The sequence below is a fragment of the Agaribacter marinus genome (genome assembly GCF_030160655.1).
In the GTDB taxonomy this organism is placed as follows: domain Bacteria; phylum Pseudomonadota; class Gammaproteobacteria; order Enterobacterales; family Alteromonadaceae; genus Glaciecola; species Glaciecola marina.
In genome coordinates, this window is the sequence record NZ_BSOT01000006.1 from 41,311 (window position 1) to 61,996 (window position 20,686).

General features: G+C 40.5%; 20 protein-coding genes. All 20 read left to right on the forward strand.

Annotated elements, in window-relative coordinates; genetic code table 11:
- Window positions 1-83 precede the first annotated feature (83 nt).
- Window positions 84-566 (forward strand): YajQ family cyclic di-GMP-binding protein, encoded by a 483-nt coding sequence (locus tag QQK00_RS11045; protein ID WP_284217631.1) that lies wholly within the window; start codon window positions 84-86, stop codon window positions 564-566.
- Between the two features lie 32 nt (window positions 567-598).
- Entirely contained in the window at window positions 599-1,963 is a 1,365-nt protein-coding gene (gene mnmE, locus QQK00_RS11050; RefSeq protein ID WP_284217632.1) for a tRNA uridine-5-carboxymethylaminomethyl(34) synthesis GTPase MnmE, read from the forward strand.
- Between the two features lie 11 nt (window positions 1,964-1,974).
- Window positions 1,975-2,406: an FMN-binding protein MioC gene (mioC, locus tag QQK00_RS11055; RefSeq protein WP_284217633.1), complete on the forward strand. Its 432-nt coding sequence runs from the start codon at window positions 1,975-1,977 to the stop codon at window positions 2,404-2,406.
- Window positions 2,403-3,050, forward strand: a complete 648-nt coding sequence (locus tag QQK00_RS11060; RefSeq protein ID WP_284217634.1) for a DnaT-like ssDNA-binding domain-containing protein — start codon at window positions 2,403-2,405, stop codon at window positions 3,048-3,050. Before mioC ends, QQK00_RS11060 begins: the two co-directional genes overlap by 4 nt.
- Window positions 3,047-3,871, forward strand: coding sequence for an ATP-binding protein (locus tag QQK00_RS11065; RefSeq protein ID WP_284217635.1), 825 nt, complete (start codon window positions 3,047-3,049; stop codon window positions 3,869-3,871). Before QQK00_RS11060 ends, QQK00_RS11065 begins: the two co-directional genes overlap by 4 nt.
- Before the next feature lie 681 nt (window positions 3,872-4,552).
- Window positions 4,553-6,454 carry a tRNA uridine-5-carboxymethylaminomethyl(34) synthesis enzyme MnmG gene (mnmG, locus tag QQK00_RS11070; protein ID WP_284217636.1) on the forward strand — a complete coding sequence of 634 codons (1,902 nt, stop codon included), beginning with the start codon at window positions 4,553-4,555 and terminating at the stop codon, window positions 6,452-6,454.
- The gene (rsmG, locus tag QQK00_RS11075; RefSeq protein ID WP_284217637.1) at window positions 6,454-7,092 is read left to right on the forward strand and encodes a 16S rRNA (guanine(527)-N(7))-methyltransferase RsmG; all 639 of its coding nucleotides are present in this window, start codon (window positions 6,454-6,456) and stop codon (window positions 7,090-7,092) included. The genes mnmG and rsmG overlap by 1 nt, the downstream gene beginning before the upstream one ends.
- An 11-nt stretch (window positions 7,093-7,103) precedes the next feature.
- Window positions 7,104-7,886 carry a ParA family protein gene (locus QQK00_RS11080; RefSeq protein WP_284217638.1) on the forward strand — a complete coding sequence of 261 codons (783 nt, stop codon included), beginning with the start codon at window positions 7,104-7,106 and terminating at the stop codon, window positions 7,884-7,886.
- A 24-nt stretch (window positions 7,887-7,910) separates the two neighbouring features.
- Complete coding sequence (locus QQK00_RS11085; protein ID WP_284217639.1) at window positions 7,911-8,825, forward strand: ParB/RepB/Spo0J family partition protein; 915 nt, start codon at window positions 7,911-7,913, stop codon at window positions 8,823-8,825.
- A 202-nt stretch (window positions 8,826-9,027) separates the two neighbouring features.
- A complete protein-coding gene (locus tag QQK00_RS11090) occupies window positions 9,028-9,408 on the forward strand; it encodes an ATP synthase subunit I (protein WP_284217640.1) in 381 nt (126 codons plus the stop codon).
- 52 nt (window positions 9,409-9,460) lie between these two features.
- A complete protein-coding gene (atpB, locus tag QQK00_RS11095) occupies window positions 9,461-10,294 on the forward strand; it encodes a F0F1 ATP synthase subunit A (RefSeq protein WP_284217641.1) in 834 nt (277 codons plus the stop codon).
- A 45-nt stretch (window positions 10,295-10,339) separates the two neighbouring features.
- Window positions 10,340-10,555 carry a F0F1 ATP synthase subunit C gene (gene atpE / locus QQK00_RS11100; protein ID WP_284217642.1) on the forward strand — a complete coding sequence of 72 codons (216 nt, stop codon included), beginning with the start codon at window positions 10,340-10,342 and terminating at the stop codon, window positions 10,553-10,555.
- Between the two features lie 46 nt (window positions 10,556-10,601).
- Window positions 10,602-11,072 (forward strand): F0F1 ATP synthase subunit B, encoded by a 471-nt coding sequence (gene atpF / locus QQK00_RS11105; protein WP_284217643.1) that lies wholly within the window; start codon window positions 10,602-10,604, stop codon window positions 11,070-11,072.
- Window positions 11,073-11,084: 12 nt separating this feature from the next.
- Window positions 11,085-11,618: a F0F1 ATP synthase subunit delta gene (atpH, locus tag QQK00_RS11110; RefSeq protein ID WP_284217644.1), complete on the forward strand. Its 534-nt coding sequence runs from the start codon at window positions 11,085-11,087 to the stop codon at window positions 11,616-11,618.
- A gap of 13 nt (window positions 11,619-11,631) precedes the next feature.
- Complete coding sequence (gene atpA / locus QQK00_RS11115; RefSeq protein WP_284217645.1) at window positions 11,632-13,173, forward strand: F0F1 ATP synthase subunit alpha; 1,542 nt, start codon at window positions 11,632-11,634, stop codon at window positions 13,171-13,173.
- A gap of 56 nt (window positions 13,174-13,229) precedes the next feature.
- The gene (atpG, locus tag QQK00_RS11120) at window positions 13,230-14,090 is read left to right on the forward strand and encodes a F0F1 ATP synthase subunit gamma (protein ID WP_284217646.1); all 861 of its coding nucleotides are present in this window, start codon (window positions 13,230-13,232) and stop codon (window positions 14,088-14,090) included.
- Between the two features lie 31 nt (window positions 14,091-14,121).
- Window positions 14,122-15,504 (forward strand): F0F1 ATP synthase subunit beta, encoded by a 1,383-nt coding sequence (atpD, locus tag QQK00_RS11125; RefSeq protein WP_284217647.1) that lies wholly within the window; start codon window positions 14,122-14,124, stop codon window positions 15,502-15,504.
- Window positions 15,505-15,534: 30 nt separating this feature from the next.
- A complete protein-coding gene (locus QQK00_RS11130) occupies window positions 15,535-15,951 on the forward strand; it encodes a F0F1 ATP synthase subunit epsilon (protein ID WP_284217648.1) in 417 nt (138 codons plus the stop codon).
- Between the two features lie 437 nt (window positions 15,952-16,388).
- Entirely contained in the window at window positions 16,389-20,000 is a 3,612-nt protein-coding gene (locus QQK00_RS11135) for an Ig-like domain-containing protein (protein WP_284217649.1), read from the forward strand.
- A gap of 5 nt (window positions 20,001-20,005) precedes the next feature.
- A complete protein-coding gene (locus QQK00_RS11140) occupies window positions 20,006-20,587 on the forward strand; it encodes a hypothetical protein (RefSeq protein ID WP_284217650.1) in 582 nt (193 codons plus the stop codon).
- The last annotated feature ends 99 nt before the right edge of the window (window positions 20,588-20,686 follow it).

Consider the following 20,686-nt stretch of genomic DNA (forward strand, 5'->3'; position numbering starts at 1 on the left):
AAAGCCCGCACAAACTGCGGGCTTTTTTTTGCACCCATATTCGTCTTACAATATAAAAAAGAAAACAATTATACGGAGCAATCATGCCTTCTTTTGACATCGTTTCAGAACTCGACAGTGTAGAAGTTAAAAATGCAGTGGACAATGCAAACAGAGAACTCTCAACCCGTTTTGATTTTAGAGGCGTTGATGCTTCTTTCGAATACAACAAAGAAACCGTCACCTTAGTTGCAGAAGGTGATTTTCAACTACAACAACTGCAAGACATGCTAAGGAATGCTTGTTCAAAACGGAACGTAGATGCCAGAGCAATCACACCAGAACAGGTTGAGCGCACAGGCAAAACACACAAACAGGTAATTTCATTCAAACAAGGCATTGACCACGAACTCGGCAAAAAAATTAATAAGCTAATTAAAGATAAAAAAATGAAAGTACAATCGAGTATTCAAGGCGACCAAGTAAGAGTTACTGGTAAAAAACGAGATGATTTACAAGCAGTAATGGCCTTGCTACGGGGTGAAGATTTTGGACAGCCGCTTCAATTCAACAATTTCCGCGATTAAAGATTATTTAATTTAACGTATAATTAACCGCCATGGAATTACATAAAGAAACCATCGTTGCGCAAGCAACCGCACCAGGTAGGGCGAGCGTAGGCATTATCCGTGTGTCGGGACCAAATGCGAAAGCAGTAGCCGCTAAAATACTAGGAAATTGTCCATCACCTCGTAAAGCAGTTTATCAACCATTTTATGACGCAAATGGCGATGTAATTGATCAAGGTCTGGCGTTATTTTTTGTGAACCCTCACTCTTTTACTGGTGAAGATGTATTAGAATTACAAGGCCATGGTGGTCAAGTGGTTATGCAACTACTCATGGATAGTTGCCTAGCCACTGGCTTGGTTCGTCTAGCAAAACCAGGTGAATTTAGTGAACAAGCATTTTTAAACGACAAGCTTGATTTAACCCAAGCAGAAGCCATCGCTGACCTTATTAATGCATCTTCTACACAGGCGGCAAAAAGCGCCGTTAAAAGTCTTCAAGGTGAATTTTCGAAAACTATTCATCATTTAGTAGAGCACGTCATTCAATTGCGTATGTATGTTGAAGCAGCTATAGACTTCCCTGAAGAAGAAATTGATTTTTTGAGTGATGGCAAAATTCAAGGCGATCTGCAAAATATCATATCTGCATTGAACACAATAAAAGAACAAACAAAGCAAGGCGCTCTTTTAAGAGAAGGTATGCATGTCGTCATTGTAGGTCGCCCGAATGCGGGAAAATCTAGTCTGTTAAACGCACTCGCAGGCAAACAATCAGCAATTGTCACAGATATTGCTGGTACTACAAGAGACGTACTAAAAGAGCAAATACACATTGACGGCATGCCATTACATATAATAGATACTGCAGGGCTTCGTGACGCTGTTGATCGGGTAGAGAAAATAGGCATAGAACGCGCTTGGGAAGAAATAAATAACGCCGACCGTGTATTGTTCATGATTGACGCGACAACAGAAAACAAATTACTACCTCAAGATATTTGGCCAGAGTTTTTTGACCGACTTCCCGCAAATATTCCAGTTACTTTGATCAGGAATAAGAGTGATATCACTGGAGAGTTGCCTCAATTGATAGAAGACGAGTACCCAACAATCTGCATATCTGCTAAACAAGGTAGCGGCATTGATATACTTAAAACGCATTTAAAAGCAGCCATGGGATTTGAACAATCTGGGGAAGACCAAATTATTGCGCGTAAACGACATATAACGGCCTTACATGACGCTGAAAGCCATATCCTAACAGGGAAGTCACAACTAGACGATCATATGGCAGGGGAATTACTAGCAGAAGAATTACGCATTGCTCAACAATCGCTGAATGAAATTACGGGTGAATTCACTTCAGACGATTTGTTAAGTAAAATATTTTCATCATTTTGTATTGGTAAATAGAGAATCGCCTTGTGGACATTGAAATCGTAATTGGTTCTGTACTTGGTGCAAGCGAGTATGTAGCAGAAGCACTGGATGAATACTTACAAACAAAAGGTCATAACTGCAAACTTCACTTCACACCGTCCTATGACGAAATAAATTTTAGTAATGTCATCATCATCGTCACCTCGACTCACGGAGCAGGTGACTTACCAGACAATATTCAAGCCTTTGCAAACTCACTTAAAGATGCATCATTATCAGGATGTAAATATATACTAATTGGTCTAGGAGATACTAGTTATGATACTTTTTGTGATGGTGCACGAAAGATGGAATCATTACTATCTAATGCTGCGGCAACAATTATACACCCTCCGCTATTTATCGATGTATTGCAACACCCAGTACCAGAAGAATTTGCACTCGAATGGCTTGAACAAGTTGTTGATAAGTTGTGAATATAGTCGAAACTGAAGCCTTAAAACAATCACTTAGCAACGAAGCTAGGGTACTCTACAGCCTATACCTACGACCGCTTTGGACACAAAATTCACAAAAAATCACAATCAAAAATAAAGCCGTTTTGTTTCTATTAAATACTAAAGAAAAACGTATTACGCGTGGCAGACAAATTACAGAGTTGTTTGTCGAATTAAGCGAAGTAGGCCTAGTAAAATTTGAATCAGATATCGATTTTTCGAAAAGCCTTAACAATAAACAAGTAGAACTACCCCTTAGCCAAATTCCTAAAAATATTAATAGCAATGAATTACATCAGCAACACCAAGCGATAACTATCGATTGGCGACCATCAACAGATTATTTTGACATGCTGTGTAAACTAGTCGGTGTAATTGAAATTGATTACGGTGCAGATGAACTCGGAGAATTTATCGCCTATTGGTTAGGCAGACCGGAAATGACGCAAACCCCCTATCAATGGACACAAAAATTTGTGTTACAGTTAAAACAACGGCGAATGAAAAACCCTAGTAATTATGGACAAAGTAAAACGGGGCATCAATGGGTAACACCAAAAGCTGGTCTGGTATTCGATCAAAATGTCGAAAAATTAGTAAATCAATATAGCGAAAAGAAATGAAAAGTTTCCAACAACAATTAGCTGATTTAGGTAAGCGTCTAGGTAAGAATACTAATTCTTTATCCGAGAGTATAAGTGAAGTCCCAAACTACTCGGAACGTCGAAAACAATACGATGCGCAAGCTAACAATGATATTGCCAAACTGCAACTGGAAACAAAACAAGCGCGTATTCAAGCACTTTATGGCGCGTCAGAACTCAACGAAAGTTGGACATTTGATAGACTAATAGAAGATTCTGCTGACGTAAAAGAAGCGATAAGCATTGCTCAAGCGTTTATCGGCGCTCACAGCGATCCTAGTTGGAGAAATAGCCGTGCGCATATGATGATATTTTATGGAGATTACGGGCGTGGAAAGTCTCATATTGCCGGCGCCATTGCACATCAGCTAATTCAGCAATTTGAAATCACTGTTTTATACAGACAACTCCAAACACTATTAGAACTGCGTTTCTTCTCCTACGATTATCAAGCTGAAGACAAGGCGTCAATGAAGTTTAGAGAAATAAGTAAGCAGCTGCTTGACGTAGATTTGCTTATATTAGACGAAGTTTGTGTAAACCAGACCATATTAAAACAATCGGCACAGAGCTGGTTAGGAAGCCTGTTACGTCAACGCTGCGCAGACAACAAAAACTGTATTCTCATTACTAATCATCATTTTAATGATTTACCTAAAGCACTTGGTACTTATTGTTTTGAATCGATAAAAGAATATGAGACTTACAAAGTACAATTTCAGGGTCCAAGTCGGCGCGGCTCTCATGAAGAGCCAGACGAGTTATCGTCCAAAAGCGGGTATCAACCCAATCAGTTTTAAGCCAATCAGTTCAAAGTAAGTACCCTATAATAACCTAGCATTATTAATATTTTCATCTGTCACTCTAACATCGTCTCTACAGTCAAAAAACCATAACTGGCCTATCATCAATTGTTGCAGCGTGCTTAACAATCACGCAGCTATTTAAAAAACACGACGAAATTCAAATTCTGCTGCACACATGTCGGTACATATTTTCTTACATAGACGTAATTTTTACGTCTTTTATCTAAAAGAATTAACAAAAATGAGAGGTGTAATGGAATTATCCGCTTGTGGATAACCTAAGAATAAGCCTGTTAATATCCACAGAATAGGATCTGAACAAAAAAAATGAAAATATCAGCTGTGGATAAGTAGCCTATTTATACAGACATTACACCCTGTCTATACGCGAGTTATCCCAAAGTTAATTATCATATAAAATATTGATTTTTATAGAAAATAATGAGTTTTCCACAGAAAATGTCGCCCTTAATAAATATAATAATAAAGATCTCTATATAGATCTCTTTAATAATTAGCATTGGTGATATTTTGTACATCGATAGGAAAGAACAACTAAAAACGAAGTAACTGTTCAATTAATAATCATTTAAAATTAACGCATACTCATATAAACTATGCGCCCTTTTTTTAGGGCGAAGATATCAAACGTAATTACGCAATTGAGAGAGTAAAATGTTTTACCAACAAGACTACGATGTAATTGTGGTTGGTGGCGGACATGCCGGCACCGAAGCAGCATTAGCATCTGCACGTATGGGTGCAAACACATTACTATTGACGCACAGCGTTGAAACTTTAGGCCAAATGTCTTGTAATCCTGCCATTGGTGGCATTGGTAAAGGCCATTTAGTAAAAGAAATTGACGCATTAGGTGGCATCATGGCAAAAGCCATTGATAAAGCAGGTATTCAATTTCGTACATTAAACTCGTCTAAAGGCCCTGCGGTAAGAGCAACCCGTGCTCAGGCAGATAGAACCCTATATCGAATTGCCGTAAGGCAAGCACTTGAGCAACAAGAAAACTTAACTCTTTTTCAACAGTCTTGTGATGATCTCATTGTAGAAAATGAGCACGTTACTGGTGTTGTTACGCAAATGGGGCTTAAATTTAAAGCCAAAACGGTTGTACTAACAGTCGGTACATTTCTTGGTGGTACTATCCATATTGGCCTTGAAAATTACAAAGGTGGTAGAGCTGGCGATCCGCCGTCTATTGCCTTAGCAAATCGTTTAAGAGAATTACCTTTTCGAGTTGATAGATTAAAAACAGGCACACCAGCTCGTCTTGATAGTCGCAGCCTTGACTATTCAGTCATGCAAGAACAGGCTGGTGACAATCCATTGCCTGTATTTTCGTTTATGGGCAACGTAGAAGATCATCCAGAGCAAATTTCTTGTTACATTACCCATACTAACGAAAAGACACACGATATCATTCGTTCTGGTTTAGACAGGTCACCGATGTTTACCGGTGTTATTGAGGGAATAGGTCCACGTTACTGCCCATCAATAGAAGATAAAATTACACGTTTTGCAGATAAAAACTCCCATCAAATATTTGTTGAACCTGAAGGTTTAAATAGTATTGAAGTGTATCCAAATGGCATTTCAACTAGCCTTCCTTTTGACATACAAACAGGTTTGATTCGTTCGATTAGAGGTTTTGAACATGCTCACATCATCAGACCTGGCTATGCCATTGAATATGATTTTTTTGACCCCCGAGACTTAAAACAAACCCTTGAAACAAAATATATTAATGGGCTATTTTTTGCTGGGCAAATTAACGGTACAACTGGATATGAAGAAGCAGGCGCGCAAGGTCTCATCGCCGGAGCAAACGCTGCGTTACAATGTATGCAAAAAGATCCTATTTCATTGCGCCGTGACCAAGCATATATGGGTGTATTGATTGATGACTTAGCCACATTAGGGACAAAAGAACCCTATCGCATGTTTACGAGTCGTGCTGAATATCGTTTACTGTTGCGCGAAGATAATGCAGACGTGCGTTTAACTGAAATAGGCAGAAAAGTAGGCTTAGTCGACGATGAACGTTGGGCAGCATTCGAAGAAAAAATGGAAGCTGTCGAGAAAGAAAAAACGCGACTATCACAAACTTGGGTACATCCAAAACATGCGGCTGTTGATAACTTAAACCAAGTACTTAAATCACCTATTAGCAAAGAAGCGTCTCTGGAAGAGTTAGTGCGACGTCCAGAAATGAATTATCAGATGCTTACTAATATTCCAGCCTTAGGACCATTTGTTTCAGATCCAAAAGCGGCGGAACAAGTTGAAATACAAATAAAATATGCTGGTTATATTGCGCGTCAACAAGACGAAATCGCCAAAACGCTACGTCACGAAAATACCTTGTTACCTGCGGAATTTGACTATGCTTCTGTGTCAGGTTTATCGAATGAAGTTGTGGCCAAATTAGAACAGGCTCGACCAGAAACGATTGGAAAGGCATCGCGGATTTCGGGTATTACGCCAGCGGCAATTTCATTGCTATTGGTATATCTAAAAAAATACAGCATGGTTCGAAAGCAAGGTAAAAAGACGGCGTAATGGCAAACAGTGAACATGATTTAGCGCAGCAATTAGACAGTCTAATTCAACAAACTGATTTACAAGTGAGCAAAAAGCAACGTGAACAATTGCTTGCATTTGTTGCCTTGATGCACAAATGGAATAAAGCGTATAACCTAAGCTCAGTAAGAAATCCAAGTGAAATGTTGATTAAACACATTATGGATTCGATTATGGTTATGCCTCATGTTGATGGGCATCATATTGCTGACGTTGGCACTGGGCCAGGTTTGCCAGGTATTCCCTTGGCTATCATGCTACCTGACAAAAAATTCACACTGATTGATTCTTTGGGAAAAAGAGTCAGATTTATCAAGCAGGTACTTCACGAACTAAAAATTGAGAATGTTGTTGCATTACAAACCAGAGTAGAAACATTTCAACCGACACCACTTTTTGATTGCATTTTAAGTCGCGCATTTGCATCAATGTCTGATATGCTTGATTGGTGTGAGCACTTGGTCGCAGAAGACGGTTACTTTTTAGCCTTAAAAGGGCAACTGCACCAAGAAGAGGTCAATCAAATAGATACGCGTTTTTCAGTTGGAAATACGATTCAACTATTTATCCCCTCCTTAGAGGGTGACCGCCATTTGGTTAAAATCAAAAAAATATAACAGGACTTATTTTGGCCAGAGTCATTTCTATTGCAAATCAGAAAGGTGGGGTTGGTAAAACAACTACCGCGGTAAATGTTGCGGCGTCTATGGCAGCCACCAAACGTAAAGTACTGCTAATTGACCTAGACCCTCAAGGTAACGCAACAATGGGGTCCGGCGTAGACAAATATGAAGCCGAAAATACCTGTTATGAATTACTTATTGAAGAAAAACCGGCTGATGATGTAATCATAAAAAATACGAGCGGAAAATATGATTTAATTGCTGGTAACTCTGATGTTACCGCGGCAGAAATTAAACTTATGGAAGTATTCGCGCGTGAAGTCAGGTTGCGTAATGCATTGGCAAAAATCAAAGATAGATATGATTATGTGTTTATTGATTGTCCACCATCGCTTAATCAACTGACAGTGAATGCACTCGCAGCATCTGACTCTGTATTGGTACCAATGCAATGCGAATATTATGCTTTGGAAGGCTTAACAGCGTTAATGGATACAATTCAAAAATTAGCATCTGTGGTAAATCCGAATTTGAAAATAGAAGGCGTACTTCGCACGATGTACGATCCTAGAAATCGTTTGGCGAATGACGTTTCCGAACAATTAAAGCGACATTTTGGTGAGCAAGTCTATCGCACTGTAATCCCACGAAATGTCCGCTTGGCTGAAGCCCCAAGTTTTGGTGCGCCAGCAATGTATTATGATAAGTCATCAACCGGTGCCAAAGCATACTTGGCATTAGCAGGTGAAATCATTCGTCGTCAGAAAAAAGCACAAGCGGTTGCTTGATGATAATAGTTTGTAGAGGTAAACATGGCGCCTAAATCTAAAGGACTTGGACGTGGCTTAGATGCATTGCTGGCGACTAGTCAAAGTTATGCAGAAAAACAATCAAGTGATGATACCCCTGAAGTATCAAGTGAAAGTGAATTACAGCAGCTGCCTATCGAATTTTTGTCTCCAGGCAAGTACCAACCCCGTAAAGACATGGCCACTGAAGCCTTGGAAGAATTGGCAGCGTCAATAAAATCTCAAGGTATTATTCAACCTATTGTGGTTAGGCTGGTCGGCGAAAATAGCTATGAAATAATTGCTGGAGAGCGTCGTTGGCGCGCGGCTCAAATTGCTCAACTAGACACAGTACCTTGTTTGGTGAAATCTATTCCCGACGAAGCTGCTGTCGCGATGGCCTTAATTGAAAATATACAGCGTGAAGACCTTAACGCAATGGAAGAGGCGCAAGCACTTGACCGTTTAATGGTTGAATTTAAGCTAACACATCAACAAGTTGCTGATGCCGTAGGAAAATCACGTACAACAGTGACAAATATTCTTCGTTTGAATGGCCTTCAAGAACCTGTTAAAAGACTGCTCGAGTACGGTGATATTGACATGGGCCATGCAAGAGCATTATTAGCTGTAGACGGTGAGCTTCAGCATTCACTCGCTAAACAAGTCGCTGAACAAGGCCTAACGGTGCGTGAAACAGAGGGGTTAATCAGAAAAATTCAATCTGATGATGCGACTGAACCTACTAAGGCATCAAAAACTGAAAAAGAAATAGACCCAGATGTTAAACGTTTGGTTAACAGTTTGACGGATACTTTTGGGGCGCCAGTGAATATTTCACACAATAGTAAGGGAAAAGGAAAGTTGACGATTTCTTTTAGTGACTTATCACAATTGGAAGGAATATTGGCACATATCGATATTAAGGATGATAGTTAGTCTTTGATTCGCTTAGTGATTAATGCGCTAATTGCGATTGTCGCACCAAATTAGTGAGTGACTTCGATAAATTCGAATAACTTTATATGAATTTTTCTGTTGAAGGAATGGCAGAATTGGTATGAATAATTCCTCTTTATAGTTGAATTATTTTGCATTCGCAGTATACTTCGACCGCTTTTAAATTAGGTGTTACAAGATAATGCAGACCGATTTGGCAGCGTCAGGTAAAAGCCTTGCAATAAAAGGTATCGCTGTTCAATTAGTGCTTAGTGCCACAATGATCATAATTTGTGCACTAATTTGGCCGTATTACGTATCATCAGTTGCGCTTGGTGTAATTAGTTTTGTATTACCCCACTGTATTTTTGCATTTTGGATATTCCGACATGCTGGTGCGAGCAAGAATCAACAGGTTGTTCGCAGTTTGAGTCAAGGTATGAAATTAAAGTTGGCTCTTACTAGTTTAATATTTATTGTTGCGTTTTCCGTGTTTACTGCGCACCCACTTTTTTTACTTGGTGCATATGCAATAGTAACTGTGAGCCAGTGGCTTGCAATGTTTTGGTTTAATCAGCATTAGATGAACCGAACAAATAATAACGATTTTTAAATTACACAATTTGGGTTATAAAATGGCGTCTGAATATACCACTACTGAATATATCAAACACCACTTAACCAACGCTAGAATGTGTTCTACCGACGAAGGCATTGTCTTCAACAAAGCTTGTGAAGATGCAGGTTTTTGGGTATGGCACGTTGATACACTAGGTTGGTCTATTGGTCTTGGTCTACTTTTCTTATTTATTTTCCGCAGCGTTGCAAAAACGGCTACTACTGGCGTACCAGGTAAGTTACAAGCATTTGTAGAAATTATCTTCGACTTTGTCGATAGCAACGTGAAAAGCACCTTCCATGGTAAAAGTGAACTTATTGCGCCATTGGCATTGACCATATTTGTTTGGGTATTGCTAATGAACCTTATGGATTTAGTTCCAGTAGACATATTACCGATGATTGCGGGTATGGTGGGTGAATATGGGTTTGGTATGGACCCTCACGATGTATATATGAAAGCAGTGCCAACTACTGACTTGAATCTTACATTTGCATTAGCACTTGGCGTATTTATCTTAATTCTTTTCTATTCAATTAAAATGAAAGGGTTTGGTGGTTTTACAAAAGAACTCACCATGCAGCCTTTTAATCATCCAGCATTTATTCCAGTAAACTTTATTTTGGAATCTGTAACACTGTTAGCTAGACCCTTATCACTTGCATTGCGTTTGTTTGGTAATTTATATGCCTCTGAGCTTATCTTCATATTGATCGCAACCATTGGTCTTGCACAGTTACCGCTGCACTTTATATGGGCAGCGTTCCATATTCTGGTGCTACCGTTACAAGCTTTTGTATTCATGATGCTGACGATTGTTTATCTCAGCCTTGCATGTGAAAAACACTAATTTAAACACTTTTAATTTTAACTTAACTAAAAATCGGAGATTTACATGTTATATATCGCAGTTGCTATACTAATTGGTATGGGTGCTCTTGGTACTGCTATCGGGTTTGGTTTACTTGGTGGTAAATTCCTAGAGTCTGCAGCTCGTCAACCAGAACTTGCACCTACGCTTCAAACTAAAATGTTTATCGTTGCTGGTCTTATCGATGCGATCGCTATGATCGGTGTTGGTATTGGCTTGTACATGTTGTTCGCGCTTTAATCACTATTAACTTACTTTTAGCGAACTATATTAAGGAGGAGCGGACGTGAGTATCAACGCCACTCTAATTGGTCAATTAATTGCTTTTGCTGTTTTCGTATATTTCTGTATGAAAATGGTATGGCCGCCATTAATGGCCGCAATTGAAGACCGTCAAAAAACGATTGCCGATGGCTTAGCAGCAGGTGAACGTGCTGAAAAGGATCTGGAATTAGCTCAAGCAAAAGTGTCTGAGCAATTGAAAGATGCGAAAACGCAAGCTGCTGAAATAATCGAACAAGCGAAAAAGCGTGCCAATCAACTAGTTGATGAAGAAACGCAACGTGGTCACTCTGAGCGTGAGAAAATCATCGCACAAGGTCATGCCGAAATTGAAGCTGAGAAGAATCGAGTAAAAGAGGAACTGCGCAAGCAAGTGGCTTCTTTAGCGATTGTTGGTGCCCAACAAATTCTTCAACGCGAAATCGATGCGCAAGCGCAAAACGACATTGTTGAAAAACTTGTCGAAGAGCTTTAAGGGAGTAGCGCCATGTCTGAATTGACAACTGTCGCTCGCCCCTACGCAAAAGCAGCTTTTGATTTTGCGGTAGAAAAGTCTGACATTGAAAACTGGCAAAGTATGCTGGTTTTCGCTGGTGAAGTTGCAAATAATGAAGCGATGAGCGAATTGTTAGCAGGTTCCGTTGCTGCAAGTAAACTTGCAGAAATTTTCATTTCAATTTGCGGTGAGCAATTAAATGAAAATGGCCAAAACTTTATTAAAGTTTTAGCTGAAAACGAACGCCTGGCTGCCCTACCCGCAATCGCAGAAAGCTTTAATGCACTTAAAACTGAGTACGAAAAAGTATTAGATGTTGATGTAACATCTGCTAGTGAACTTGGTGTAGAGCAACAAACCAAAGTTAGTGCCGCATTGGAAAAACGATTTGCGCGCAAAATACAGCTTAATTGTAACGTGGATCCTAGCTTAGTTGCTGGCTTAATTATAAGAGCCGGCGATACAGTGATTGATGGTTCCGTAAATTCAAAATTGAACCGTCTGAAAGACGCGTTGCAAGCATAACGGGGATAAGAGCATGCAACTTAATTCCACTGAAATTGCTGAACTGATCAAAAAAAGAATTGAACAGTTTGATGTAAAAAGTGAAGCGAGAAATGAAGGAACAATCGTTGGTGTAACTGACGGTATCATTCGCATTCACGGCCTTGCTGATGTAATGCAAGGTGAGATGATTGAACTTCCTGGCGGTCGATACGCCATTGCACTAAACCTTGAACGAGATTCAGTTGGTGCCGTTGTAATGGGTCCATATGCTGACCTTCAGGAAGGTGTAAAAGTAAATTCAACCGGTCGTATATTGGAAGTGCCAGTAGGTCCTGCACTTTTGGGTCGCGTTGTAAATACATTAGGTGCACCAATAGATGGAAAAGGCGCAATTGACGCTTCTGGTTTTGAACCAGTTGAGAAAATTGCACCGGGCGTAATTGAGCGTCAATCAGTAGATCAGCCGGTACAAACTGGTTATAAGTCTGTTGATTCAATGATTCCAATTGGTCGTGGTCAGCGTGAATTAGTTATCGGTGACCGCCAAACAGGTAAAACTGCTTTAGCAATCGATGCAATCATTAACCAGAAAAACACAGGCGTTAAATGTGTTTATGTGGCGATTGGTCAAAAAGCGTCAACCATCGCTAATGTTGTACGTAAGTTAGAAGAGCACGGCGCGATGGGTCACACCATTATTGTGGCTGCATCTGCATCTGAATCTGCTGCATTACAATACCTTGCGCCATATTCTGGCTGTACGATGGGTGAATACTTCCGCGATCGCGGTGAAGACGCGCTTATTGTATATGATGACTTATCTAAGCAAGCGGTAGCATATCGTCAGGTATCACTATTGCTTAAACGTCCACCTGGACGTGAAGCATACCCTGGTGACGTATTCTATCTTCACTCACGTCTTCTTGAGCGTGCTGCACGTGTTAACGCAAATTATGTTGAAAAATATACCAATGGCGAAGTGAAAGGTAAAACCGGTTCATTAACCGCGCTACCTATCATTGAGACACAAGCAGGTGATGTTTCAGCATTTGTACCAACCAACGTAATCTCAATTACTGACGGTCAGATCTTCCTAGAAACTGACTTATTTAACGCGGGTATTCGTCCGGCGGTAAATGCAGGTATTTCAGTGTCTCGAGTTGGTGGTGCTGCACAAACCAAAATTGTGAAGAAGCTTGGTGGTGGTATTCGTTTAGCACTTGCGCAATATCGTGAACTAGCGGCGTTCTCGCAATTTGCTTCTGACCTTGATGAAGCAACACGTGAACAGCTTGAGCATGGTGAACGTGTGACTGAATTAATGAAACAGAATCAATATGCACCACTTTCTGTGGCCGAAACAGCGGTATCGTTGTTTGCTGCAGAGAAAGGCTATTTGAAAGACGTTGAATTGAATAAAGTACTGGATTTTGAATCTGCCCTGCACTCTTACATGAACAGTGAAAGCGCTGAGTTGATGAACACTATCAATGAAACGGGTAACTACAATAGTGATATTGAAAGCCAACTAAAAGCTGCATTTGATTCGTTCAAAGCAACCCAAACTTGGTAATCAATTTTGCCTCACTTATATGTGGGGCACATTGTTGAGTAATCGGAGAAAGTGTCATGGCTAGCGGAAAAGAGATAAAAGGTAAGATTGGGAGTATTAAAAATACTCAAAAAATTACCAATGCAATGGAGATGGTTGCTGCTTCAAAAATGAAGCGTGCACAAGAGCGCATGAGCGCTGGCCGTCCCTATGCACAAAGCATGCTAAAAGTGATTGGTCATATTGCTAACGGAAATCTTGAATTTCGTCATCCATATTTGGAAGATCGTGAAGTCAAGAACGTTGGTTTTATCGTTGTATCTACTGACCGTGGATTATGTGGTGGTTTAAACACCAATGAATTCAAGGCAGTGGCTGGAAAAGTTCGTAGTTATAAAGAACAAGGTGCAGATGTAAGTTTTGCTGCCTTAGGTTCAAAAGCTGTTGGCTTCTTCGGTCGTTTTGGTGGCAAAGTACTTGCTGCTGAATCGGGTCTTGGCGACAAACCAAGTGTTAGTGATGTAGTAGGTGTTGTTAAAGTGATGCTTGATGCATACGATAACGGTGAATTAGACCGTATCTATTTGGTTTACAACAAATTTGTAAATACCATGTCACAAGAACCATTGATCAGTCAGCTATTACCTTTACCTAAATCAGAAGATGAAGGATTAAAGCATCGCTGGGATTACATTTATGAGCCAGATCCAAAAGAAATTTTGGAAAAACTGATGGTTAGATACATCGAATCACAAGTGTATCAAGGCGTTGTAGAGAATGCAGCGTCAGAACAAGCAGCACGTATGGTAGCAATGAAAGCCGCTACTGATAATGCTGGTAATCTCATTGATGACTTGCAGTTAGTTTATAACAAAGCGCGACAAGCCGCGATTACGCAAGAGATAAGCGAAATTGTGAGCGGTGCAGCTGCTGTTTAGGTAAAGAATTTAAAGTTTAAGAGGACAAATTATGAGTCAAGGTAAGGTCGTCCAAATCATTGGTGCTGTTGTGGACATTGAATATCCGCAAGAATTAGTACCACGTGTATACGATGCACTTAAAGTGACCGAAGGTGACTTAGCGGGCTTAACATTGGAAGTACAACAACAGCTTGGTGGTGGTGTTGTACGAACAATTGCGCTAGGGACTACAGACGGTTTACGTCGCGGTATAGCAGTAGAAAATACAGGTGAAGCAATACAAGTTCCAGTAGGTAAAGCGACCTTAGGTCGTATAATGGATGTATTGGGTAACCCAATCGACGAAGCTGGCCCAATCGGTGAAGAAGAAAGAATGTCTATTCACCGTGAAGCGCCAAGCTATGAAGATCAATCAAGCTCAGTTGAACTACTCGAAACTGGTATCAAAGTAATCGACTTAGTATGTCCATTCGCAAAGGGTGGTAAAGTTGGATTGTTCGGTGGTGCGGGTGTTGGTAAAACTGTAAACATGATGGAATTAATTCGTAATATCGCAATTGAACACAGTGGATACTCAGTATTCGCAGGTGTTGGTGAGCGTACTCGTGAGGGTAACGATTTCTATCATGAAATGAACGAATCAAACGTACTAGATAAAGTATCGCTGGTATATGGTCAGATGAACGAGCCACCAGGAAACCGTTTGCGTGTTGCATTAACAGGTTTAACGATGGCGGAGAAATTCCGTGACGAAGGTCGTGACGTACTTTTCTTTGTTGATAACATCTACCGTTATACATTGGCGGGTACTGAAGTATCTGCACTACTTGGTCGTATGCCTTCTGCGGTTGGTTATCAGCCAACACTTGCTGAAGAAATGGGTGTACTTCAAGAACGTATTGCGTCTACTAAGACGGGTTCGATTACGTCTATTCAGGCCGTATATGTACCTGCGGATGACTTAACTGATCCATCGCCAGCAACTACCTTTGCTCACTTGGATGCAACGGTTGTATTGTCTCGTGATATTGCTTCATTGGGTATATACCCAGCAGTTGATCCTTTGGATTCAACGTCGCGTCAGCTTGATCCACTTGTTATTGGTCAAGACCATTACGATACTGCACGTGGTGTTCAATCTGTGCTTCAGCGTTATAAAGAGCTAAAAGATATCATTGCAATCTTAGGTATGGATGAGTTATCTGATGAAGACAAGCAAGTGGTAACACGTGCGCGTAAAATTCAACGTTTCTTGTCTCAACCGTTCTTCGTAGCAGAAGTATTTACTGGTTCTCCTGGTAAGTACGTTTCGCTTAAAGATACGATTGCTGGCTTTAAAGGTATTCTAAGTGGCGAATATGACGACCTTCCAGAACAAGCGTTCTACATGGTTGGCTCTATCGAAGAAGCACTTGAGAAGGCTAAAAAGTAATCTAAGTTAATAGATTACGGGAGATTTAATATGGCTATGACAGTTCACTTGGATGTAGTAAGCGCTGAAGACTCGATTTTCTCGGGTTTAGTTGAAAGCATCCAAGTTTCTGGTAGCGAAGGTGAGTTGGGTATTAATCCCGGCCATGCGCCTTTGTTAACAGGCATTAAACCTGGCATGCTAAGACTAGTTAAGCAACATGGCGAAGAGGAGTTTTTGTATGTTGCTGGCGGGACTCTAGAAGTTCAACCTAGCCAAATAACAGTGTTAGCAGATACTGCATTACGTGCCGATGATATTGATGAGTCTTCAGCATTAGAAGCTAAGAAGCATGCGGAAGAAAAAATTGCACAAGCAGACGGTGCTGATTTTGATTACGCAGAAGCAGCGATTGAATTATCTGAAGCGATCGCTCAATTAAGATTGATTCAAAAACTGCGAAAGTAATATCTGACTGGTTTAAATCGAATATTAAAAAAGCTAGCGTTGCGCTAGTTTTTTTTTGCCTATAATTTATTAAAAATTTCTTACATATTATTTTAGTAGTCCGGCAAGACGTTCTAAACGTTTCAATACGAAACATTAAAAATCATCAATTTTAATCCTAATACACATCTAAATATATAGTCTACACATAATAAATTAATCATTGTAAATAAAAGGTTAATTTGTGTTCTTGTAATACAACTAACGACAAAAAATGACAAAAAAATAATAGTCTAGTTAATCAATACCTTACTGTCTAAAACACTTCTAAGTTTTAACGAAACTAAACAATATTGTTAAGAATTGTTAACAATTAATTGTGAATTATTTAGAATGTACGGGTTAAATTCATACCTCCGTATGATTTTGTATATTTGATTAATTGAGAGGAATCGCTAATGAAGCGCGTTACCAAGGGGCTAGTTTTAGCTGTCGGTATAGCATTAATGCCAACGAGTATTTATGCCCAAACTGAGACGGTCATCAACGTAGATACTAAACATAGCAAGAACGGTGTATCTGAGTTTGATAGAAGAAAATTTATCACTGTGCATTCGTCCATAAACGAAAACGATTGGACAGGTGAAGAAGATAAACTTGAATACCTAATCAACGATTTGAATGTGTATTTTGGTCGTGACAACGGTTCAATGCCTTGGAATATTAACCAAGCGGTGCAAGACCCAAGTCGTCCTGGGTTTGCTGACCCAAATTGGATAGCCTCTCAAGGGGAATATACAAGAGAAACAGTATATGGCGTTAACAGAGCAGACAGGCACCAATATGATGACAAAGCTGATGTGATGATTGGTGGGCAAGTCAATCCATTCTGGCCGGTACACATCACAAACCCTTGTTGTGCAGATCATGAAGGCTGGGAAATTGGTGGCGCAGATGCTGTCGGTGAATTCATGGGACGTTTTTTAAATGAATTTTACAGAAACGATGGTGAATCTGTTACAGAAGGTCACCCACGTCCAAGTATTCTAGAAATCTTAAATGAACCGCTCTATGAATTAACAACGACAGGTACAACCCCTCCAATAGACGTTTTTCAATTTCATAATGATGTCGCTGACAATATTCGTTTATTTAATAGTGATGTACTTATTGGTGGTTACACAACAGCTTTTCCTATTTTCGAAGAACGTAATTTCGAACGGTGGGCGGAACGAATGAAGTTGTTTATTGATACCAGCGGTAATCATATGGACTTTTTCTCTATCCATCTATATGACTTTAATTCTAAAGGCGGCGATAGAACTGTAGATTACTTTAAAGGTGGGCGTGTCGAAGCAACAATGGACATGATGGAACATTACAGTCAATTAGCACTTAGTACTCAAAAGCCTTGGGTAATTTCAGAATATGGCGGGCGCGATCACTTTTTAGAAGATCAAGCGTGGTCTCCACTAAGAGATTGGCATTTCATGAAGGCGATGAGCCCGATGATGATGCAATTTATGGACAGACCGGATAGTGTGCTAAAAACACTACCTTTCATTGTAGCAAAAGCGACATGGGGTACGGTTGATGGTAACCCTTACCCTTGGAGACTTTTACGTCAAGCACACGAAGGCATTGGTGAAACAGGTGACAATTGGGTATTCACAGAGCAAGTAAAATTTTATGAACTGTGGTCAGATGTAGAAGGTACGCGTGTAGATACTACTTCGTCTAACCCAAATGTGCTTGTTGACAGTTACGTTGCAGACAATAAAGTCTATGTCATTTTGAGTAACCTCAGCCGAGATACTGAAGAAGTGTACCTTCAAACCTTTGGTGCAGAAGGCAATGGTGTCCAGTCGGTAAAAATAAAGCAACTTTATCTAGATGCTAATACGCCAGTACTTAGCAATGAAACAACGGCATCAGCACCTGAAAGCATTAATCTTGGCGCAGAAGCAAGCGCCATCATTGAATATACTTTTGTATCTGATATTACTATTGATGAAGAATCTTCAGAGAGTAAATACTACGCCACAAGTTACCTACAAGAAATTACTGAAAATACAGCTATACCGTTTACTATCAACGGTGTAAATACAAGCGACTTTGGTGAAGCGGTACTGCGTTTCGCTGTTGGTCGTGACCATGGTTTGTCTCTTGCACCGGTCGTTACAGTAAACGGTACAGCCCTTTCTGGTGATGTCGTTTATGCGGGTGATAACCAAGCTGAACGTCCACGCTTTTTTAGTTTGCTTGAAGTTGCGGTACCAATGTCACTATTAGAAGAAAGCAATGCCGTTACTGTGAGCTTTCCTGACAGCACAGGTCACATTGCTAGCATGGCCTTGAAAGTATTCAACTTTAGCGACGATGTCCGCGACGTGCCGGGTGATGTTACAGGTATTGTGATTACTGCTGAAGAAGATATTTTGGCCGTGGGTCAAACGGGCACCGTTAACGCGCAAGTATTACCCTTCTTTGCTGACAATCAAGCTTTTTCCTTGTCTTCTAGTGATAACAGTATTGCAACAGTTGATGACAATGGCGTAGTAACTTCTATTGCTGCCGGTAACGTGGTTATTACTGCTACAAGTGACGAGGGAGACTTTACTGCAGAGACCACTATCACGATTGAAGAACCTGTTAGTCCGAGTATTTCGTTCGATGATACAAGCTACTACGTAAATACAGCGTTTGAGAATAACGGCGTTATCACTGTTACCACAAACTACGAAGCCGGCACGGGAGAGGTAGTGACCGATGGCGTAGGTGGTATTCGCTACTTTGTACGTGAATTAACGGCTGGTTTTGCATCAGTTGTAAAAGACATCATTGTATTTGACGCGAGTGTCATTGGCACACAACGCGGTACTTCTGTTGTCGATATTCCACTTGATTTTGCAACACCGACATCAGACTTGCCCGAAGGCAATTTTTACTTTTTGTTTGTTCAATTCGAGTCTTCTAACGGTGAAACCAAAAATGTTGCCGCATTCCCCCTAAACATTGTCGAAGGTGAAGTAGAAGATGTTGATCCATTCTTGACCTTGCAAGATGCTGATGCAATTCGCTCTACGCCAGTAGTATCCGGCGGAACGTTATCAGTGACCACTGAATTTAACGCTGGCGCAGGTGCAGAAGTTTCAGATACTGCAGGCGGTATTCAATATTTCTTTAGAGAATTAACGCCCAGTTTTGGTTTAGTAAATGACTATATTACGTTTGACGCGACGGTTGTTGGTGAACAGGCGGGTACGTCTACGGTTGATTTGTCACTGGATGGCGTGCCACCGAGTGACCAATTGGACGATGGTAACTTTTACTTCCTATTTGCACGCTTTATCGATACCAATGGCGTGGAGCAGTCTATCGACGGAGTATTCCCTATTGAGGTCGTTGCACCAATCGCTGAACCTGTATTATCTTTAGATAACAATGATGTATTTACTGGCGACTTATTAGAAGGCCAAACAGTCACAATTTCTACGACATTTGAAGCTGGTGCTGGTGAAACAGTTACAAGTAAATACAATGGTATTCGCTATTTCTTCCGTCACCTCAATTCAGGTTTTGGTGTGGTCAATGACATTATCGTTGAAGACAGTAGTGTAGTAGATATGCAGTCAGGCACCTCTAGCGTAGAACTTTCGTTAGCAGGTGTTTTACCTTCAAGTGCCTTACCTGAAGGTGATTTTTACTTCCTCTTTGCCATCATGGGCTCTAGTAATGGCAATGACTATAACATTGTGCCAGTGTTCCCAATTTCAGTACTGGCAGATACCGACGGTGATGGCGTTCCAAATGAAACTGACCAAGACGACGATGGCGACAATGTGCCTGATGATGTGGATGATTATCCTCTAGATCCGACGTTAGGCGTTAAAGGTGACTTTGATGGTGATTTGGATGTAGATCGTCGCGACCTTGCGCTATTTGTTCGACTGGTGCGTAACCCTGCGAGCTTGCGCCCAGAATATGACTTTGATGGTAACGGTGTAGTCAACAGAGCTGACGCTAATACACTAAAAACTTTATGTACTAAAACTCGTTGTGCGGAGTAACTACAATGAAAAAATTATTAATCGCTAGTTTAATTACCCTGATGAGCTTTGGCTCATCAGCGGGCCTTGTTTTCAGTTCTAATTCGTCGACTGTTGGTGTCGGCGATACTATCACGCTAGATATTGCGTTTGATTTTAATAGTAGCGCAAGAACAGACGATATTTATGAGTTTGGATTAGATCTTGTTTTTGATCCTAGTGTGGTCGCCTTCGATAGCGCCGTTCTAGTTGGGCCTTACGCAACCTTGGACGAAGACATGAATGGCTTTGACGACTACGACTTAGGCATTGACGATTTCAGTTTTGCTGACCTTATTTTATTTGATGTCTTCAATTTAGATTTTACTGCGCCATTGTTGCCGACAACGGGCGTTGTTGACCTGTTGAGTGTGCAATTTACCGCCTTAGATTTTGGCGCGGCTAATTTCATGTTGGAATCTGTTGCATTGGTTGACAGTTTTTTTTCTGAAGAAATTCTAGATGCAACGTTTGAAACGTCTGTGACTGTGGTGGATGTGCCTACGCCATTGGTATTTAGTTTCGTAGGTTTAGGGATTACTTTACTGATGTTGAGAAGAAAGGAGTAATACTTCCTTAGGGCGTTCCACGGATTTCCAACTAAAGGCGTTACCGGTTCATTTTTGGTAGCGCTTTTTTCAAATTAGTAACCTCCGTTACTTATTTGG

Bases quoted from the DNA above. Each gene is read 5' to 3' on its own strand.
- QQK00_RS11140 (WP_284217650.1), top strand. From the start codon at position 20,006: ATGAAAAAATTATTAATCGCTAGTTTAATTACCCTGATGAGCTTTGGC.
- mnmG (WP_284217636.1), top strand. From the start codon at position 4,553: ATGTTTTACCAACAAGACTACGATGTAATTGTGGTTGGTGGCGGACAT.
- mnmE (WP_284217632.1), top strand. From the start codon at position 599: ATGGAATTACATAAAGAAACCATCGTTGCGCAAGCAACCGCACCAGGT.
- QQK00_RS11065 (WP_284217635.1), top strand. From the start codon at position 3,047: ATGAAAAGTTTCCAACAACAATTAGCTGATTTAGGTAAGCGTCTAGGT.
- QQK00_RS11045 (WP_284217631.1), top strand. From the start codon at position 84: ATGCCTTCTTTTGACATCGTTTCAGAACTCGACAGTGTAGAAGTTAAA.
- QQK00_RS11130 (WP_284217648.1), top strand. From the start codon at position 15,535: ATGGCTATGACAGTTCACTTGGATGTAGTAAGCGCTGAAGACTCGATT.
- atpE (WP_284217642.1), top strand. From the start codon at position 10,340: ATGTTATATATCGCAGTTGCTATACTAATTGGTATGGGTGCTCTTGGT.
- QQK00_RS11135 (WP_284217649.1), top strand. From the start codon at position 16,389: ATGAAGCGCGTTACCAAGGGGCTAGTTTTAGCTGTCGGTATAGCATTA.
- atpB (WP_284217641.1), top strand. From the start codon at position 9,461: ATGGCGTCTGAATATACCACTACTGAATATATCAAACACCACTTAACC.
- atpG (WP_284217646.1), top strand. From the start codon at position 13,230: ATGGCTAGCGGAAAAGAGATAAAAGGTAAGATTGGGAGTATTAAAAAT.
- QQK00_RS11090 (WP_284217640.1), top strand. From the start codon at position 9,028: ATGCAGACCGATTTGGCAGCGTCAGGTAAAAGCCTTGCAATAAAAGGT.
- atpA (WP_284217645.1), top strand. From the start codon at position 11,632: ATGCAACTTAATTCCACTGAAATTGCTGAACTGATCAAAAAAAGAATT.
- atpD (WP_284217647.1), top strand. From the start codon at position 14,122: ATGAGTCAAGGTAAGGTCGTCCAAATCATTGGTGCTGTTGTGGACATT.
- rsmG (WP_284217637.1), top strand. From the start codon at position 6,454: ATGGCAAACAGTGAACATGATTTAGCGCAGCAATTAGACAGTCTAATT.
- QQK00_RS11085 (WP_284217639.1), top strand. From the start codon at position 7,911: ATGGCGCCTAAATCTAAAGGACTTGGACGTGGCTTAGATGCATTGCTG.
- atpH (WP_284217644.1), top strand. From the start codon at position 11,085: ATGTCTGAATTGACAACTGTCGCTCGCCCCTACGCAAAAGCAGCTTTT.